Annotated in this window: 17 protein-coding genes and 1 pseudogene; 7 read left to right on the top strand and 11 right to left on the bottom strand. The window is 56.7% G+C overall.

Going from position 1 to position 16016, the window contains the following annotated elements:
* The first annotated feature begins 84 nt into the window (after positions 1 to 84).
* Positions 85 to 759 (top strand): GntR family transcriptional regulator, encoded by a 675-nt coding sequence (locus AB4Y96_RS18105; RefSeq protein WP_091877445.1) that lies wholly within the window; start codon positions 85 to 87, stop codon positions 757 to 759.
* Here AB4Y96_RS18105 and AB4Y96_RS18110 read toward each other — a convergent pair.
* On the bottom strand, positions 744 to 1727 hold the full coding sequence (locus AB4Y96_RS18110) for an NAD-dependent epimerase/dehydratase family protein (protein WP_441918898.1): 984 nt from the start codon (positions 1725 to 1727) through the stop codon (positions 744 to 746). The two genes, AB4Y96_RS18105 and AB4Y96_RS18110, sit on opposite strands and share 16 nt — an antisense overlap.
* 95 nt (positions 1728 to 1822) lie before the next feature.
* On the opposite strand from AB4Y96_RS18110, the gene AB4Y96_RS18115 reads away from it, so the two are divergent.
* Positions 1823 to 2119, top strand: a complete 297-nt coding sequence (locus AB4Y96_RS18115) for a putative quinol monooxygenase (RefSeq protein ID WP_441918899.1) — start codon at positions 1823 to 1825, stop codon at positions 2117 to 2119.
* 61 nt (positions 2120 to 2180) lie between these two features.
* On the opposite strand, the gene AB4Y96_RS18120 is transcribed toward AB4Y96_RS18115, so the two are convergent.
* Positions 2181 to 2492, bottom strand: coding sequence for a PsiF family protein (locus AB4Y96_RS18120; RefSeq protein WP_441918901.1), 312 nt, complete (start codon positions 2490 to 2492; stop codon positions 2181 to 2183).
* Positions 2493 to 2928: 436 nt separating this feature from the next.
* Between AB4Y96_RS18120 and cml the strand changes: the two genes are divergently transcribed.
* Positions 2929 to 4134 carry a CmlA/FloR family chloramphenicol efflux MFS transporter gene (gene cml / locus AB4Y96_RS18125; protein ID WP_441918903.1) on the top strand — a complete coding sequence of 402 codons (1206 nt, stop codon included), beginning with the start codon at positions 2929 to 2931 and terminating at the stop codon, positions 4132 to 4134.
* Here the strand turns inward: cml and AB4Y96_RS18130 are convergent.
* Positions 4131 to 4517 carry a VOC family protein gene (locus AB4Y96_RS18130; protein ID WP_441919001.1) on the bottom strand — a complete coding sequence of 129 codons (387 nt, stop codon included), beginning with the start codon at positions 4515 to 4517 and terminating at the stop codon, positions 4131 to 4133. The genes cml and AB4Y96_RS18130 overlap by 4 nt on opposite strands.
* Before the next feature lie 18 nt (positions 4518 to 4535).
* A pseudogene (locus tag AB4Y96_RS18135) lies at positions 4536 to 5054 on the bottom strand (hypothetical protein); the annotation flags it as partial.
* Between the two features lie 288 nt (positions 5055 to 5342).
* Here AB4Y96_RS18135 and AB4Y96_RS18140 point away from each other — a divergent pair.
* From AB4Y96_RS18140 to AB4Y96_RS18150, 3 genes are all read left to right on the top strand, one after another.
* On the top strand, positions 5343 to 6188 hold the full coding sequence (locus tag AB4Y96_RS18140) for a MetQ/NlpA family lipoprotein (protein ID WP_441918905.1): 846 nt from the start codon (positions 5343 to 5345) through the stop codon (positions 6186 to 6188).
* Between the two features lie 116 nt (positions 6189 to 6304).
* On the top strand, positions 6305 to 7378 hold the full coding sequence (locus AB4Y96_RS18145) for a methionine ABC transporter ATP-binding protein (RefSeq protein ID WP_441918907.1): 1074 nt from the start codon (positions 6305 to 6307) through the stop codon (positions 7376 to 7378).
* Positions 7359 to 8015, top strand: coding sequence for a methionine ABC transporter permease (locus tag AB4Y96_RS18150; RefSeq protein WP_441918909.1), 657 nt, complete (start codon positions 7359 to 7361; stop codon positions 8013 to 8015). The genes AB4Y96_RS18145 and AB4Y96_RS18150 overlap by 20 nt, the downstream gene beginning before the upstream one ends.
* Here AB4Y96_RS18150 and AB4Y96_RS18155 read toward each other — a convergent pair.
* The 7 genes from AB4Y96_RS18155 to trhA all read right to left on the bottom strand — a co-directional run bounded on the left by AB4Y96_RS18155 (position 8012) and on the right by trhA (position 14793).
* Entirely contained in the window at positions 8012 to 9334 is a 1323-nt protein-coding gene (locus AB4Y96_RS18155) for an LLM class flavin-dependent oxidoreductase (protein WP_441918911.1), read from the bottom strand. The genes AB4Y96_RS18150 and AB4Y96_RS18155 overlap by 4 nt on opposite strands.
* Positions 9335 to 9395: 61 nt before the next feature.
* Complete coding sequence (locus tag AB4Y96_RS18160; protein ID WP_441918913.1) at positions 9396 to 10148, bottom strand: ABC transporter permease; 753 nt, start codon at positions 10146 to 10148, stop codon at positions 9396 to 9398.
* On the bottom strand, positions 10145 to 11086 hold the full coding sequence (locus AB4Y96_RS18165; RefSeq protein WP_441918915.1) for an ABC transporter ATP-binding protein: 942 nt from the start codon (positions 11084 to 11086) through the stop codon (positions 10145 to 10147). The genes AB4Y96_RS18160 and AB4Y96_RS18165 overlap by 4 nt, the downstream gene beginning before the upstream one ends.
* Positions 11083 to 12246 (bottom strand): ABC transporter permease, encoded by a 1164-nt coding sequence (locus AB4Y96_RS18170; RefSeq protein ID WP_441918916.1) that lies wholly within the window; start codon positions 12244 to 12246, stop codon positions 11083 to 11085. The genes AB4Y96_RS18165 and AB4Y96_RS18170 overlap by 4 nt, the downstream gene beginning before the upstream one ends.
* Before the next feature lie 60 nt (positions 12247 to 12306).
* Positions 12307 to 13218: a glycine betaine ABC transporter substrate-binding protein OsmF gene (gene osmF / locus AB4Y96_RS18175; protein WP_441918918.1), complete on the bottom strand. Its 912-nt coding sequence runs from the start codon at positions 13216 to 13218 to the stop codon at positions 12307 to 12309.
* Positions 13219 to 13428: 210 nt separating this feature from the next.
* On the bottom strand, positions 13429 to 14052 hold the full coding sequence (locus tag AB4Y96_RS18180; protein ID WP_441918920.1) for a glutathione S-transferase family protein: 624 nt from the start codon (positions 14050 to 14052) through the stop codon (positions 13429 to 13431).
* Between the two features lie 9 nt (positions 14053 to 14061).
* Positions 14062 to 14793 carry a PAQR family membrane homeostasis protein TrhA gene (trhA, locus tag AB4Y96_RS18185; protein ID WP_441918922.1) on the bottom strand — a complete coding sequence of 244 codons (732 nt, stop codon included), beginning with the start codon at positions 14791 to 14793 and terminating at the stop codon, positions 14062 to 14064.
* A 356-nt stretch (positions 14794 to 15149) separates the two neighbouring features.
* On the opposite strand from trhA, the gene AB4Y96_RS18190 reads away from it, so the two are divergent.
* The gene (locus AB4Y96_RS18190) at positions 15150 to 15995 is read left to right on the top strand and encodes a hypothetical protein (RefSeq protein ID WP_441918924.1); all 846 of its coding nucleotides are present in this window, start codon (positions 15150 to 15152) and stop codon (positions 15993 to 15995) included.
* Positions 15996 to 16016 lie beyond the last annotated feature (21 nt).

Below are 16016 nucleotides of genomic sequence, written 5' to 3' on the forward strand. Positions count from 1 at the left end.
ATGGTATATAATGTTTGAGCTTTCTTGTATGTAATGTCAACTATCTTGTATACAAGAATTGGAATATTGCATTTTTGAGGGATCATGGCCGAAAATATCGTGCAAGGACTGCGGGACGAAATCGAGAACGGTATCGTCACAAACCAGTTCGCTCCCGGCGAAAGGCTGGATGAGATGCAACTGGCAAAGCATTTCGGTGTTTCGCGCACGCCAGTGAGGGAAGCCCTGATGCAACTGAGTGCCATCGGGCTTGTCGAGATTCGCCCGCGGCGCGGCGCAGTCGTCGTGGAGCCCGGTCCACATCGCATTTACGAGATGTTCGAAGTAATGGCCGAGCTTGAAGGCATGGCGGGTTCTCTGGCCGCGCGTCGCCACACGGATGAGGACCGGGCCAACCTTCTGGCCGCCCACGCCCAGTGTACACAGTCTTCCAATGCCGAAGATACTGACACGTATTATTACGACAATGAGCGGTTTCATCAGGCTGTTTATACGGCCAGCCACAGCAGCTTCCTGATCGAGCAATGCCTCGCGCTACATCGCCGGTTGCGGCCATACCGCAGACTGCAATTACGGGTGCGCAACCGGATGATCACATCGTTCAACGAACATGCAGCTATTGTTGAGGCGATCCTTTCGGGTGATGCCGAGGCCGCCCGCACGCATCTGCGCCAGCACATTGCGGTGCAGGGGGACCGTTTCAGCGATCTCATTGCCACGCTGGCGGCGCAGCGCAAAAACGGTCAGGCGACCGGGTAAGGGCCCTTATCGAACGTCTGCCCGTGATACACTTTGCTGCCGATTGCGCGCGCCAGCGGGCTGGCAAAATCCTGCCCGTTGCGCAGGCTTTCGAGGACATGGCGGAAATCATATTTCGGCTGCCACTCCAGTTCCGCGAGCGCCCGGTGATTGACGTAAACGCGGTCCAGAGTGGCAGGCAATTGCCATTTGCGGTTGGCATAAAGCGCGTCGCATTCGGGAAAGAGCCGCCGCACCACATCCGCAGCATTTTCCCGAAGCAGTGCCAGATCGCTGCGCGAAAAGGGTGTCGTTGCGGAGATAATGTATCGGCCAAAACCAATGCCGTGCGCTTTTCGTGCCGCCTGAACATGGGCGCTCACCACGTCCTCCACGTCGACACGGCGGTTGAGCAGTTCGTTTGCCTGTACGTTCGCTGGCTGGAACTTGTCCCGCACTGTTGCGTCATCATCCTCTTCGGGAAAGAAGCGGGATGTACGCAGCACGATCACCGGCAGGCGCTCCGTGCGGAAAAGCAGGTGGCACAGATCTTCCGCAGCTATCTTGGTGACGCCATAAATATTCTTGGGAACCGGCGTGACATCTTCGGTGATCCACGCCGCTGGCTCGCCAGCGGCAGGGGTAAGGGCCGCACCGAATGTGCTTGTGGTGCTGGTGAAGACGAAGGCATTGACCCCGGCAGCCAGAGCTTCTTCGAGCAGGATCAGCGTGCCTGTAATGTTGGTATCGATAAAATCCTGTTTGGAATGGGTGGCGACATGCGGTTTATGCAGTGTTGCCGTGTGCATCACCGTCTGAACGCCCTTCATGCAGGCACGGACAAAGTTCCGGTCGGTGATTGATCCGATGCTGTCGGTGAATGGCGACGATTTGACGTCGATGCCCCGCACGGACTCGCCACCCTCACGCAGGCTGCGCATGAGGGCTTCACCAAGATGACCGGCACTCCCTGTAACGAGAATTGTCATCATAATATTCCCTGAATCACGTTTTATGTGTCCAAGTTTAGTAAGCCTTATTGAAAATAGCTATCGCGGGATCAAACGAAAAAGGGGAGGAGCGCATGTACGGATTGATCGGGAAAATGCAGGCTGTTGCGGGGAAGCGTGATGAGCTGCTCGGCATTATGCTTGCTGATGTTTCGGAAATGCCGGGCTGTCTGAGCTATGTGATTGCCACGGACCCCACGGATGCGGATGGTATCTGGATCACCGAGGTCTGGGATAATCAGGAAAGCCACCGCAATTCGCTGGCGCTGGCATCGGTACAGGCGACGATTGCCAAAGCCCGCCCGCTTATTGCAGGCTTTTCCAATCACACGGAAACTGTTCCCATAGGTGGACTTGGTCTGAACGCATAAAAGTGCTGAATGACTGGCGGCAAGTTGCGGGTATCTTGCCGCCAGCATTCAAACGGGGCTGTTAAACCTTGCCGCCGTTTTTCTTGCAATCGCTGCGGAACTTGTGGCGTTCCTTGCCGTGCAGACCCTTGGCATCAGCCTGAGCCGAGCACGCCTTTGAAATGGCCGTCTTGGCAGGCGTGGTTGCGGTCGTGGCCTTTTTCATCATGGTGGTGGCTGGCTTGGTCGTAGCCGCCGGGGCCGTGGTGGTTGGTGCCGGTGCCATAGTGGTTGCTGCTGGCGCTGTTGTGGCTGGAGCCGCAGTCTGTGCCATGGCGCTTGTGCCTACGAAGGCAAGGATCGCGCCGGCGGCGAGGGTGGCAACTAGTTTCATGGTCGTTTCCTTTGAGTTACAAACCGGTTTTGTAGCGCGTTGTGAAAATGATTCTTGTCACGCTACGGTTGCACCTGAGCACTGCTTGCATTTCGCCAAGTCCTTGCAAATCAAGGAGATAGAAGGCGCTATACGTCATGCCAGCATTGCTCAAGCGCGAGATTATTGGCGGACCGTGTTTTCTTTGTGTGCGCGAATGTTAAATTTGTTTAACCGGCGGGACACAATTCTTGATCGCTTGACGGTAAAAAATCACAGCTCTATACGAGCATGATCCTTTGACAGAAGCGAAGTCCGATGAAAGCCGCCAAGCTCGCAACCCGATAGGCCGTAACAACCGTTTTCAACCGTTGTTGCGGCATTCAAGGCTCTCAATATCCGTTTGAGTTGGGATCAATGATCGCCGCCGAACCTCTCGTTCGCGTGGGATTTTGCTATGCTACACCCCAAAAATTGGGCTTATTCACTGCCAGCGGCCGTGCTGCTGATGGCGCCTTTTGATCTTCTCGCTTCCCTTGGCATGGATATTTATCTGCCTGTTATCGTCCATATGCCTGCGGTGCTGAACACATCGCCCGCCATTATCCAGCTAACCCTCAGCCTTTACATGATTGTGCTTGGCTGCGGGCAACTCCTCTTCGGGCCATTGTCAGACCGTATCGGCCGCAGGCCCGTGGTGCTTGGCGGTGCGTTTTTGTTCTGCCTCGCCTCGACAGGGCTGGCCGTGACCAGTTCTGCCGAGGTTTTTGTCGCGCTTCGTGTCCTTCAATCGGCTGGCGGGGCGGCGGCGCTGGTGGCGACGTTTGCCACTGTCCGTGATGTTTATGCGGATCGGCCTGAAGGCGCTATCATCTACGGCCTGTTCGGCTCGATGCTGGCATTTGTTCCTGCATTCGCACCGGCCATCGGCGCGCTTGTCGATCACATATTCGGCTGGCGCGGCATATTCTGGCTGCTTGCCGCACTTGCGGCGATGGCAGGGCTGCACGCATTCCTGCGCTGGCCCGAAACGCGCCCGGTACAGACGGAGCGAACCGCACTGATCAGCAATTTCGCAAGAGTGTTCGGCAGCCTGTCCTTCTGGACCTATACGCTGGGATTCAGCACTGCCATGGGGTCGTTCTTTGTCTATTTCTCGACAGCACCGCGTATTCTCATGCAGGCGCTGGGTCTTTCCACGACCTCGTTCAGTCTTGTGTTTGCAACCGTTGCACTGGTGATGATCGCGTGCAGCCGTTTCGGCGGTGTATTTGTGCGATGGTGGGGACAGCGGGGATGCCTGATCCGGGGAATGGCATTGTTTCTGACCGGCGCGATTCTGCTCGTGCTGGGGCAGGTGTTTCTGCCGCTTTCCGTCGTCACTTTCATGGGGCCGATGTGGGTCATGGCCAGCGCCATCTCTGTTACCTCAGCGGTGGCTGCCAACGGCGCATTGCGGGAATTCGGCGATATAGCGGGAACCGCAACGGCACTCTATTACTTCATCGAGAGCGTTATTGTCGGCATCGCCGGAACGATCATTGTTGTTCTGCTACCGCAGGCCAATTTCTGGCCGGTTGCGGTATTTGCGGCAATATCCGCCTTAACGACGCTGGTCTTGGTCTGGCTCTCAGCACGTTATGAAAAGACGTTAACCCCTTAATCCGCCGCAATATTCGCGATCTCGACCAGATTGCCGTCAGGGTCGCGGATATAGACTGAGCGAATGGGTCCGGTTGCTCCGGTGCGGGCAACCGGGCCTTCCTCGATGGCGATGTCAAGCTGATCGAGATGGGCGATTACCGCATTCAGTGGTGTTTTGGTGATGAAGCAAAGATCGCCGGAACCCGGTGTTGCCGCTTTCGCCTTGGGTTCAAATTCATGGCCCCGTTCGTGCAGGTTGATCTTCTGGTTGCCGAAGCGCAGCGCCTTGCGCTGGTGACCAAATGCTTCGACCGTCATGCCCAGCGCTGTTGAATAGAAGGCGCAGGTGGCTTCGATATTCTTGACCGTCAGAACCAGATGGTCGAGATGATCAATCGTCACCCCATTATCCGGTTTTGCTTCCCGGTAGCCATTCAATTCTGGATCGAGATCGACTTCCACTACATTGGTGAAAATGGTTGTTGCGATCATGATGCCTGCAAAGGCGACGAGATTGACCAATGTCGGTTCGTCATAGCGGTCAGCCAGCCGCTTCCACAGGCGCTCGGGTATCGCATTGGCATTGGCGACGATTGCCTTGCCGAAATCCATCAGAACTGTCTCATCCGCATCCGGAACGATGGTTTCCGGCTGCAGACCGGAATCAATCAGCGCCCGGCGGAAAAAGGTGACGGGAATATCCGCATGACTCGCTTTTGCAATGGCAAGGGACAAAAGCCAGATGGCGCGGTCGGGCAGGGCGGGGCGCAGCAATTCGCGCAAGGTGAACCATTCCGCGTAGATACGATGGGCAATGGGCGAATGCAGCATGATGCGCTTCATATTGGTCATGCGGCCACGCAGCTGCAGTTCGCGGTCATGTTCGGCGCGGGCTTCCGGTGAAGCCTCATCATAGACAACAGGCGATATGCGGCTCATGGGGACATCCATCTGCAAAAGATTGGGGAAGTATCCATGGCATATATTTTCTCCCCGGCGCGCGCCAATGAAATTGTATCGGGGGATTTATTTCGCGGCAAAAGATGCGTGTGTTCCATATGGTGGAAAATTTGAGCTCCCAATCAGGTGTTTGTTGAAAGGTTTTTCGCCGGTTGCGCTGCACAAAAGATAGTCATCCCTCGCTCAATTTGTGTGCATTGGCGAATATCTGAGACGAAACAAGGCGTTTCTCTTTTAGCTATTCACACTGCCTACGGGGGCCAGCACATGACAAAAACCATAGAACATCTCGCAAATAACGGGAAAATTACGCGGCGCGCAGGCTTGTTTGCGCTGGTGGCTTCGGCCATCGCGCTATCAAGCTTTGCAGCGCCACAGCCGTCACATGCGGCTGACAAGGCCATCAAGGTCGGCATCATCAGCGGCGAAGATGAGGATGTGTGGAAAGTCGTCACAGCCGAAGCAGCCAAGAACGGTCTGACAATCAAAACGGTTGTCTTCAATGATTACACACAGCCGAATGAAGCGCTGGAACGCGGTGATCTTGATGCCAATGCCTTCCAGCACAAGCCTTATCTCGACAACCAGATCAAGACACAGGGCTATCACATCGTGCCTGTTGGTTATACCGGCGTCTGGCCGATCGGCCTTTATTCGAAGAAGTTTGCCAAGATCACTGAACTTCCTGAAGGCGCAGTGATCGGCGTGCCAAACGATCCGTCCAATGAGGGCCGCGCGCTGCGGGTTCTTCAGGATCAGGGCGTGATCAAGCTCAAGGCGGGCACCGACATTCTTGCAACGATCGCCGATATTTCCGACAATCCGAAGAAGGTCAAAATCAAGGAACTCGATGCCGGTATCGTCGGGCGTTCAGTGGAAGATCTCGATGCGGCAGTGGTCAACACGGATTGGGCTTTAAAGAGCGGCCTGACACCGGAAAACCGTATCGCGCAGGAAAAGATCGACGACAATCCTTACCGCAACTTCATTGCAGTGAAGGCTGGTCAGGAGAAAGAGGCATGGGTGAAAACCCTCGTTTCCTCCTATCAGAATGACAAGGTCAAAGCAGAATTTGACCGTGTCTACAAGGGCACAGGTATCAGCGCGTACTGATATCCGGTTGATTGCAGAGTAATCACGGCAAGGCGGTTCGCAGCATAGGAATATGCCGCGAACCGCCTTCTCGATTGAGGCGGATACGATTTCAATATTCGCCCAGGGGAAAACAAATGAATTCGCATGTCTCTGTTTCCGGTGGCACGGGCGCAATCATCACAGACGCGCGCCAGGACGACGATGTTGTCAGGCTTGAAAATGTCAAACGGCATTTCGGCGATACCCCAGCGCTTGATGGTGTGTCGCTGATTGTCCGCAAGGGGGAAATTCTCGGTATTATCGGCCGCAGCGGCGCGGGGAAATCAACGCTGATCCGCTGCCTCAATGGTCTGGAGCGGCCGGAATCGGGCTCCATCTTTGTTGAGGGCAGGCAGATTACCGGGCTTGATGAGCGCGAGCTGCAGCCATTGCGCCGTCGCATCGGCATGATTTTTCAGCATTTCAACCTGCTGTCGGCCAAGACGGTGGAAGAGAATGTAGCGCTGCCCCTCAAGATCGAGGGCCGCCCGAAAGCTGAGCGCCTGAACCGGGCGCGGGAACTTTTGGAATTGGTTGGGCTTTCCGACAAGGCGAAAGCCTATCCGTCGTCGCTATCCGGCGGGCAAAAGCAGCGCGTGGGCATTGCGCGGGCACTGGCGGCGCGGCCAGCTTTGCTGCTCTCCGATGAAGCGACATCCGCGCTCGATCCGGAAACAACGCGTTCCATTCTCGCGCTACTGAAAGATATCAACCAGAAGCTCGGCCTCACCATTCTGCTGATCACCCATGAAATGGAAGTCGTCCGCTCCATTGGCGACCGGGTTGCGGTTATCGATGCGGGTAAAATCGTTGAGGAAGGCCCGGTCTGGTCGGTTTTTGCCGATCCGCAGACCGATATCACCAAAAGCCTGCTTGCGGGTATTCGTCCGCAGCTTCCAGCCCATATCGTCAGTCTCTTGTCATCAGAACCCACCGGCGAAGCTGTGCTTGGTGTTGATCTTGCCGGTGCTGCCGCGCAGGGCACGTTGCTGGCCGATCTGCCGGGACCTTTCCGGCTTGTTCATGGCGGTGTCGACCATGTACAAAATCAGGCGGTCGCCCGGCTTTATCTTGCGGTTCCTGCTATCGCAGTTGCTCAATTTGTTTCGTTTCTTGAGGCCCGCTCGGCCCGTGTAGAGGTGCTTGGTTATGCCACAAGTCATGTATGAACTGCTTCTGCAATCGCTGTGGGAAACGCTTGTCATGACAGGGGCTTCCGGCCTGATCTCACTGGCAGCTGGCCTGCCGCTGGGTCTGGCGCTGGTGGCAACTGACCGTGGCGGTATCGCGCCGAACCCGTGGGTCAACAGCGTGCTTGGCGCTGTCATCAACGCCTTCCGCTCGGTGCCATTCATTATCCTGCTGGTGGCGCTGATTCCGCTCACACGGCTTATCGTCGGCACGTCCATCGGCACTTGGGCCGCCATCGTGCCGCTATCCATCGGCGCGACACCCTATTATGCGCGCATTGCCGAAGTTTCCTTGCGTGAGGTGGATCGAGGGCTGATTGAAGCGGCGCGTGCCATGGGCGGCAATCGCTGGACCATCATTCGCGAGGTGCTGGTGCCCGAGGCGCTGCCGGGCATTGTTGCGGGTTTCACGGTCACTCTTGTCACCCTGATTGGTGCATCGGCCATGGCGGGCGCGATCGGGGCGGGAGGCTTAGGTGATCTTGCCATCCGCTATGGCTATCAGCGCTTTGAAACCTCTGTGATGATTGCCGTGGTGATCGTGCTTATCATTCTTGTCTGCGGCATTCAGTGGGTTGGTGACAGGCTGGTCAAACGGCTCGATCACCGTATCTAAAAGAACCGATTGGCAGGGCGTTGCAGACCGAGATTTTCGCGCAATGTCCTGCCTTCATATTCGGTGCGGAAAATGCCGCGCCGCTGCAATTCCGGCACGACCTTGTCGACAAAATCATCAAGTCCTTCAGGCAGATAGGGGAACATGACGTTGAAACCGTCTGAACCTTCCTCCTCAAGCCATTGCTGCATCTCGTCGGCGATTGTTGTAGGGGTGCCGACAAAGGCAGGACCCGCATAGCCACCCAGCCGTTGCGCCAGCTGGCGCACGGTCAGGTTTTCACGCCGTGCCAGATTGACCGTACGCTCCAGGCCGCTCTTGCTGGCATTGGTATCGGTGATCTCGGGCAATGGCCCATCGGGATCAAAACCCGACGCATCCTGACCAAGGGCAATCGACAGGGAGCCGATGGCATTGGCGTAGTGCACAAGACTATCGAGACGGGCGCGTTTTTCCTTGGCTTCCTCCACGGTATCGCCCACCACGACAAAGGCGGCGGGCAATATTTTCAACTGATCGCGCTGGCGGCCGATCTTGTCCATGCGGGCCTTGATGTCGGCATAAAGGCTTTGGCCGTCGGCAAGATTGGACGGTGCGGCAAAGACGAGTTCTGCGGTTTCAGCGGCCAGTTGGCGTCCCGGTTCGGATGACCCTGCCTGTACGATCACAGGCCAGCCCTGCACGGGCCGGGCAATGTTGAGCGGGCCGCGAACCGAGAGAAACTCGCCCTTGTGATCGAGCACATGCATGCGCTCTGGATCGAAATAAATGCCGGTTTCAGCGTTGCGGATAAAGGCATCGTCGGCAAAACTGTCCCAAAGCCCTGTCACCACATCATAAAACTCGCGGGCACGCCGATAGCGCTCGTCGTGCTCCATATGGTCTTCCAGCCCGAAATTAAGCGCCGCGTCGGGATTGGAGGTGGTGACGATGTTCCAACCTGCACGTCCGCCGCTGATATGGTCGAGCGAGGCGAAGCGCCGTGCGATGTGATAGGGCTCGTCAAAGGTCGTCGAGGCGGTGGCGATCAGGCCGATATGCTCGGTCGCACCGGCCAATGCCGAAAGCAGGGTGAACGGTTCAAAGGATGTCACCGTGTGGCTGCGTTTCAGCGCTTCCACCGGCATGTTCAGCACGGCCAGATGGTCGGCCATGAAGAAGGCGTCGAACTTGCCGCGTTCCAGCGTCTGGGCAAAGCGCTTGAGATGAGCAAAATTGAAATTGGCATCGGCATAGGCGCCGGGATAACGCCAGGCACCCGTATGAATACTGACCGGTCGCATGAAAGCGCCAAGATGCAGCTTGCGTGTCGTGCTCATCGCATGTCCTCTTACAATCCTGCCTTGGGGAACGGTTCGTCGATAATTTTATATGGGGTGGTCAGCTCTGCTGGAGAAGGCCCATGCGGCGGGAAATGAAGCGTTCTATTGCCGATAATCCGTCATAGATCATGACCGCGAGAATGCCGACGATGAGGCCGCCTTGCAGGACGAAGGAAAGGTTGTTGGATTGCAGCCCGGCAATAATGACTTCACCCAGCGTTTTGGCCGCAACTGTCGAACCGATGGTGGCGGTCGCCAGATTGATTGTCACGGAAAGGCGTATGCCAGCGAGTATGATTGGCATTGCCAGCGGCAGTTCAACCTTGATCAGGCGCTGCCAGCCCGTCATCCCCACACCACGCGCCGCATCGGTGACGGTGGGTGGCAGGGTGGTCAGGCCCGTCAGAGAGTTTTCAAAGATCGGCAGCAATCCGTAGAGAAAGAGGGCGATGAGCGTTGGTTTCTCACCAAAGCCGACCGCGGGCACGGCGAGGGCGAGAACAGCCACCGGCGGAAATGTCTGGCCGATATTCACAAGACTGCGCGAAAGCGGCAGAAACTCGGCACCGAACGGGCGTGTGACCAGAATAGCCAGAGCAACAGCGACGATGGTGGCACCTGCCGTTGCAATGGCAACGGTGCGCAGATGCAGCAACGTCAGCGTCAGCAAACTGCCCTGATTGTAGATGACAGGGGCATTGTTCTGGGTGAGTGGCCGGAAGATCGGCTCAAACCATTCCGGTCGCAGCAGAAACACCACGAGAAGCGCCATGATGCCGATGCGCAGAATGGTGGGAAAACGCAGGTTCATGCGGCTGGYCTTGAAGCGCGTTTCACCAGCCCGTCCACGGTGACACGGCCGATGGATTTGCCCGCTTCATTGACGACGGGCAGAGCAGGGCGGCCCGACCAGAGGAGTTCGGCCAAGGCATCGCGCTGGGTTGCCGTGGCTGGAATGGCTTCGCCTTCGGCGGTGCCGGGCTCCACCGCATCACCAGCGGGACTCAAGGACAGGAAGCGGAAGGGCCGGTCGCCGGTGCCAACCAGTGTCGCGACAAAATCCGTTGCCGGATTGGCGAGAATTTCAGCTGGGGTTGCGTATTGCAGCAGATTGCCACCATCCATCACCGCGATCTTGTGGCCGAGGTGAATGGCTTCTTCCATGTCGTGGGTGACAAGAATGATGGTGGTGCCGAAGCGTTTCTGGATGGCGAGCAGATCCTCCTGCGCCTTGGAGCGGATAACGGGATCAAGCGCGCCAAAGGGTTCGTCCATCAGCAGCACGTTTGGTTCGGCGGCGAGCGCGCGGGCAACGCCGATGCGTTGCTGCTGGCCGCCGGAAAGTTCATGCGGATAGCGCGGRCCGAATGTATCAGGGTCCAGCTGGAACAGCGAAAGCAGTTCACTCACACGGGCGTCGATTTTCGCCTTGTCCCAGCCGAGAAGCTCGGGCACGACAGCGATATTCTGCGCCACGGTGCGGTGGGGAAAGAGGCCGTGGCCCTGAATGGCATAGCCGATACGGCGGCGCAGTTCATAGCCGGGAAGGGAACGATTATCCTCGCCATCAAGCTTGATAATGCCCGATGTCGGCTCGACCAGCCGGTTGATCATGCGCATCAGCGTCGTCTTGCCCGAGCCTGACGTGCCGACAATGACGGTGACGGTGCGTGGCTGGACGACCAGCGAGACGTTGTTGACGACAGTCGCCGCGCCGTAGCGCTTGGTGATACCCTCGATTTCAATCATGCGGATGCCCCGGAGTGAAAGGGTGAACTGAGTTCGACGGCGGCATCAAGAATAATGGCTGCCGCAAAGGCGAGAAGCACGGTGGGAACCGCGCCAAGCAGGACGAGATCCATGGCGGTCTGGCCGATGCCCTGAAACACGAAAACGCCAAAACCGCCGCCGCCGATAAGAGCGGCGATGGTTGCAAGGCCGATATTTTGCACCAGAACAATGCGCACACCGGTGAGGATCACTGGGAAGGCCAGTGGGAATTCCACCTTGAACAGGCGTTGCCTTTCGGTCATGCCGACACCACGCGCCGCGTCATTAGCCTGAACGGGAACACCCGCAAGTCCGACCACCGTATTGGCTACAACAGGCAGCAGCGAATAGAGAAACAGCGCGACAAAGGCAGGTGCCATGCCGATGCCCTTGATGCCGATTTCTGCGGCACCGGGCACGTTGGCAGCAATCCAGCCAAGCGGGGCGATCAGAATGCCAAAGAGGGCAATGGACGGGATCGTCTGGACGATGTTCAGCACATTGAGCACGATGTCGCGCAGTTTCTGCACCCGGTGGCAGAGAATGCCGAGCGGGATGCCAATGACAACAGCCGCGACGAGCGAACCCAGCGCCAATGTGACGTGTTTGCTGGCTTCCGCCCAGAAACTATCGGCACGGGCACTGTATTCTTTCAGGATCGACAGTTTGTCCCAGCTTCCGGAAAGCAGGACAAAGCCGATGAAGCCAGCCGCAAGGATCAGCACAAGGATGCGGAGCAGCGGTGTCAGGCGCAGGCGCGTCAGCGAATCCGCTGCGAGCAGGGCGAAAGCAAACAGCAGCAGCCAGAAGCCGGACGCGGGCGAAACACGTGCATAGGTGTTGGCAGGCGGGGTGAGGTGGTCGGCGGCCGTGCCGATGAGGAGAAACAAAGCTGCAAGCGTGGCAAAGCTAGCTGCCATCCGCAGTGTCGGTGGGGTTCGAAAGAGCCCGATAACCACAGCAACGGCAATGATGGCGAGAAGCGTGGGGCCAGCCCATGAAGGCAGGGAAGCCAGAAGGGTTTGCGGTTCACCTGCAACGATCCGGTTGGCGCGGAACGTGGCAAACGGCGCTACGCCTACCGCATATCCGGCGATCAGGGCAATCACGACACCTAGTTTGTCCAGACGCACGGCCATGGTCTCCATTTACCGGAACAGGGCGGGATCAGCCCGCCCTGCTTCAGTGAAGTGACTGACTTATTTGAGGAAGCCGTTCTTCTTCAGAAAGTCTTCCGCAACGGCCTTTGCCGGTTCGCCGCCCACCTGCACACGGCCATTGAGGTCCTGCAATGTGACGAGGTCGAGCTTCAGGAAAACCGGCTTCAACAGGGTTTCAATCTCCGGATGTTCCTTCAGCACAGCTTCGCGGATGATCGGTGCTGGCTGATAAACAGGCTGAACGCCCTTATCATCGGCGAGAACGACGAGGCCGGATGGAGCAATACCGCCATCAGTGCCGTAAACCATGGCCGCATTGGCACCATTGGTCTTGTTGGCAGCGGCGGCAATCGTTGCAGCCGTATCACCGCCCGAAAGGGTGATCAGCTGGTCGGATTTCAGCTTGAAACCGTAGGTGGTCTGGAATGCGGGCAGGGCTGCCGCCGAATTGACGAATTCGGAGGAGGCGGCAAGCACGACATTGCCACCACCAGCGACATATTTGCCGAAATCAGACAGTGTTACCAGCTTTTCAGCGTCGGCCACTTCCTTGCGCAGGGCAATTGCCCAGGTGTTGTTGGCGGGCGAGGGTGTCAGCCAGACGATCTTGTTGGCATCGTAGTCCAGCTTTTTCGCCGTCTCATAGGCTTTGGTCGCATCTTTCCATGCGGGATCATCAGCCTTCTCGAAGAAGAAGGCGGCATTGCCCGTATATTCAGGGTAGATATCGATTTCCTTGGCGGTAATCGCCTTGCGCACAATGGGTGTCGCGCCCAGCTGGATGCGGTCGGTGGTCGGAATCTTGTTGGCGTTCAGCACGGCCAGAATGATATTGCCGAGGACGCCGCCTTCAGTATCGATCTTGGATGAAACAACGACCTGCGCGCTTGCAGATCCGATAGAAAGCGCCAGAGCGAGCGCAGCGCCGAGAAAGGTTTTGCTGGTAGACATTCTTTTCGTTCCCTTTGGATATCCCGAATTAATATGACCTTTAAACCACGATTGCCGTGGCGGGTCCGGGTATTTATTTCCGCGAAAAGGGCCTGCAACGAAAAATTTGCAGCTTTCCGTTCACCTGCAAGCTTGTCCTATTTTCCACCGTGGCTCAAGCCTGTCATGTCAGCATTTATGCCTGTTATGGCAGGAGCGTTTAGGGCAGAGTTAGAAATCTCGATTGAGGATTTCTGCAAAGGCCGGTTCTTTGCCAACATTATCCGCGATGGCGGCGAGTTTGGGGAAATGGCTGTTGAATATGCTAAGCCCCGGCCGCCAATTGCGCATGACCGCCAGATAGAGATCGATAGCGCTGAAATTCTTACCAAGGAACCACGGTTCGTCTGCAACCTCTTCGACGTTTTTCCAAAGGCTAAGGCGGTATTCCTCGAGGCTGGCGCGGTATTTCTTCTGGTTTGTCTCATCCAGCCCCCAGCGGGCTGGGTCATCGCCAAAAGTGGAAACCGGATAGATGGCGCCGATGATGTAGACGAGCCAGCGCAGAAACTGCGGGCGATGTGGATCACTGGCAGAGGGTGCCAGTCCGGCGTCGGGGAAAGCATCGGCCAGATGCAGGATGATTGCCGCGCTTTCCGTCAGGATATTCCCGTCGGGCAGGATGAGCGTCGGCACCTGACCCAGAGGATTGAGTTCCAGCAACCGGTCACGCTCTGGACCTGGTTCAAGATAGGGTATCTGTTCGAGTGTGTAGTTCGCTTTTGCGCGGGCGAAGGCCAGTTCGATAATGACAGAGCCGCATCCTGCCGAACCAATCAACACATATTTGCTCATGTTGTTTCCCTAGGCGACAGCCGTGCAAATGGCGGCATAATGAATGCTTGCCGCAGTCAGAACGAAGGCATGCCAGATCGCGTTGTGAAATGGCAGCCGCTCAAGAACATGGAAAATCACCCCAAGGGAATAGACGAGGCCACCGGCGAGAATCAGCCACAGCACCGTGGCTGACAGCGCTGTTGTCAGTTCCTGATAGGCGGCCACGCCACTCCAGCCCAAGGCCAGATAAAGCACGATAGACAGCCGGTCGAAGCGGTTGGGCATTAAAAGTTTCAACAGCACGCCCGCGATGGCAATGGCCCAGACAGTGGATAGCAGCCACCATGTGCCGCTTTTTGCCATAAGCGGCGTGTAGGTGCCCGCGATCAGCAGATAGATTGCCGAATGATCGAAACGCCGCAAAAGGGCTTTAACAGGCGAAATCGGCCATATGTTGTATGTCGCCGAAAGCGCCATGGAGAGGACGAGCGTCGCAAGGTAGATGGCTACAGCCGCATAGGTCGCGGGTTCTTTCGGCCCGAAGACGAACAGGAGAATCGCTCCTGATATGGCCAAGGTCACGCCTGTTATATGGACCACTCCGTCAGCCCAGAGTTCAGCGACGGTGTAATGACGAAAGACAGGCGCAGGCAGCGGGCGGGCAGGTGATGGATGCAACGCGTTTTCCTGATCGAAGAGTTTTTCCTTGGCGTCATATAACAACGAAAAGTCCGGCTGCGTAAATGCCTCGCCGTTCATGTCTTCGCACCAAGGATCAGTTTAACAACTTCAGATTGTTAACTCACGGTTAAGGGTGACGGAGGGCGCCCGATTCTTCGCATGGGCAGTTTTTCTCTTTTGAAAGGCCATTTTCTTGTTGCTGTCTTTATGTGGGTATTACGGCAGTATTTTGATAAGACTTTGGTATAATTCTTTGAAATTCTGTAATATTCTGTCAGATATTTTGAATATTCTGCATGCGTAATTCCTGTTGGTTACTTCTCCAATTTAAGCCATAATCATTTCATCACATGGGAAGACTATGGGTTTCGGGGGGAAACCATGGTTGGTGCCAGTTTCTGAATGTGCACTGTTGAAATTGAGGGAGTTCAAAAATGTCTATGACCCGGAATCTTATATTGGCCGGAATTATCGGTGCCGCATCGTTTACGGTTGTACCGGCCTACGCGCTCTCGGCGAAAGAGTGCAGCGTCAAGTATCAGGCAGCCAAGACTGCCGGAACACTTGGCGGTGCGAAGTGGAATGATTTCCGCAAGACGCAATGTGCGGATGCATCGCCTGCAGCTGCGGCTCCGGCCCCGGCTGCTCCAACCAAAGCCGCCAAGACAACAGCCGCAGCGCCGAAAGCTGCTGCCCCCGCTGATTCAGGTGGCGGCCTGACCATGAAGGAGTGCAGTGCCAAGTATCAGGCTGCCAAGACGGCAGGTACACTTGGCGGCGCGAAGTGGAATGATTTCCGCAAGGCCCAGTGCAGTGGTGATGCGGCAGCAGCTGCTCCCGCCGCCGCACCGACCAAGACAGCCACTGCTCCAGCAGATGCCAGCGCCGGTGGCGGCCTGACGATGAAGGAATGCAGTGCCAAGTATCAAGCTGCCAAGACGGCAGGCACACTTGGCGGCCAGAAGTGGAATGATTTCCGCAAGGCACAGTGCAGCTCCGGCGCTTCTGCCGCTGCTACCAATGATGACACTGCTCCAACACCTCAGACAGCGACCTATAAGGATGAGCCGCCAGCAGCCACGACGGCAGCTCCAGCGGGTGTTGGTTTCCCGAAGGCCGTTTCGGCCAAATACTCCACTGAAAGCGCTGGCAAGGCCCGTATGCATACATGCCTTGAACAGTATTATGCCAACAAGCAGAACAACACGCTTGGCGGCCTCAAGTGGATCCAGAAGGGCGGCGGCTATTACAGCCTCTGCAATTCCCGCCTGAAGAGCTAAATCTAATTTATAGGAAGCGGG

Origin of the sequence: Phyllobacterium sp. TAF24 (assembly GCF_052113785.1) — a bacterium.
Classification (GTDB): domain Bacteria; phylum Pseudomonadota; class Alphaproteobacteria; order Rhizobiales; family Rhizobiaceae; genus Phyllobacterium.

Coding starts and splice junctions, on each gene's coding strand:
- AB4Y96_RS18190 (WP_441918924.1), top strand. CDS start 15,150: ATGTCTATGACCCGGAATCTTATATTGGCCGGAATTATCGGTGCCGCA.
- cml (WP_441918903.1), top strand. CDS start 2,929: ATGCTACACCCCAAAAATTGGGCTTATTCACTGCCAGCGGCCGTGCTG.
- trhA (WP_441918922.1), bottom strand. CDS start 14,793: ATGAACGGCGAGGCATTTACGCAGCCGGACTTTTCGTTGTTATATGAC.
- AB4Y96_RS18180 (WP_441918920.1), bottom strand. CDS start 14,052: ATGAGCAAATATGTGTTGATTGGTTCGGCAGGATGCGGCTCTGTCATT.
- AB4Y96_RS18115 (WP_441918899.1), top strand. CDS start 1,823: ATGTACGGATTGATCGGGAAAATGCAGGCTGTTGCGGGGAAGCGTGAT.
- AB4Y96_RS18120 (WP_441918901.1), bottom strand. CDS start 2,492: ATGAAACTAGTTGCCACCCTCGCCGCCGGCGCGATCCTTGCCTTCGTA.
- AB4Y96_RS18155 (WP_441918911.1), bottom strand. CDS start 9,334: ATGAGCACGACACGCAAGCTGCATCTTGGCGCTTTCATGCGACCGGTC.
- AB4Y96_RS18150 (WP_441918909.1), top strand. CDS start 7,359: ATGCCACAAGTCATGTATGAACTGCTTCTGCAATCGCTGTGGGAAACG.
- AB4Y96_RS18140 (WP_441918905.1), top strand. CDS start 5,343: ATGACAAAAACCATAGAACATCTCGCAAATAACGGGAAAATTACGCGG.
- AB4Y96_RS18105 (WP_091877445.1), top strand. CDS start 85: ATGGCCGAAAATATCGTGCAAGGACTGCGGGACGAAATCGAGAACGGT.
- AB4Y96_RS18110 (WP_441918898.1), bottom strand. CDS start 1,727: ATGACAATTCTCGTTACAGGGAGTGCCGGTCATCTTGGTGAAGCCCTC.
- AB4Y96_RS18170 (WP_441918916.1), bottom strand. CDS start 12,246: ATGGCCGTGCGTCTGGACAAACTAGGTGTCGTGATTGCCCTGATCGCC.
- AB4Y96_RS18145 (WP_441918907.1), top strand. CDS start 6,305: ATGAATTCGCATGTCTCTGTTTCCGGTGGCACGGGCGCAATCATCACA.
- osmF (WP_441918918.1), bottom strand. CDS start 13,218: ATGTCTACCAGCAAAACCTTTCTCGGCGCTGCGCTCGCTCTGGCGCTT.
- AB4Y96_RS18160 (WP_441918913.1), bottom strand. CDS start 10,148: ATGAACCTGCGTTTTCCCACCATTCTGCGCATCGGCATCATGGCGCTT.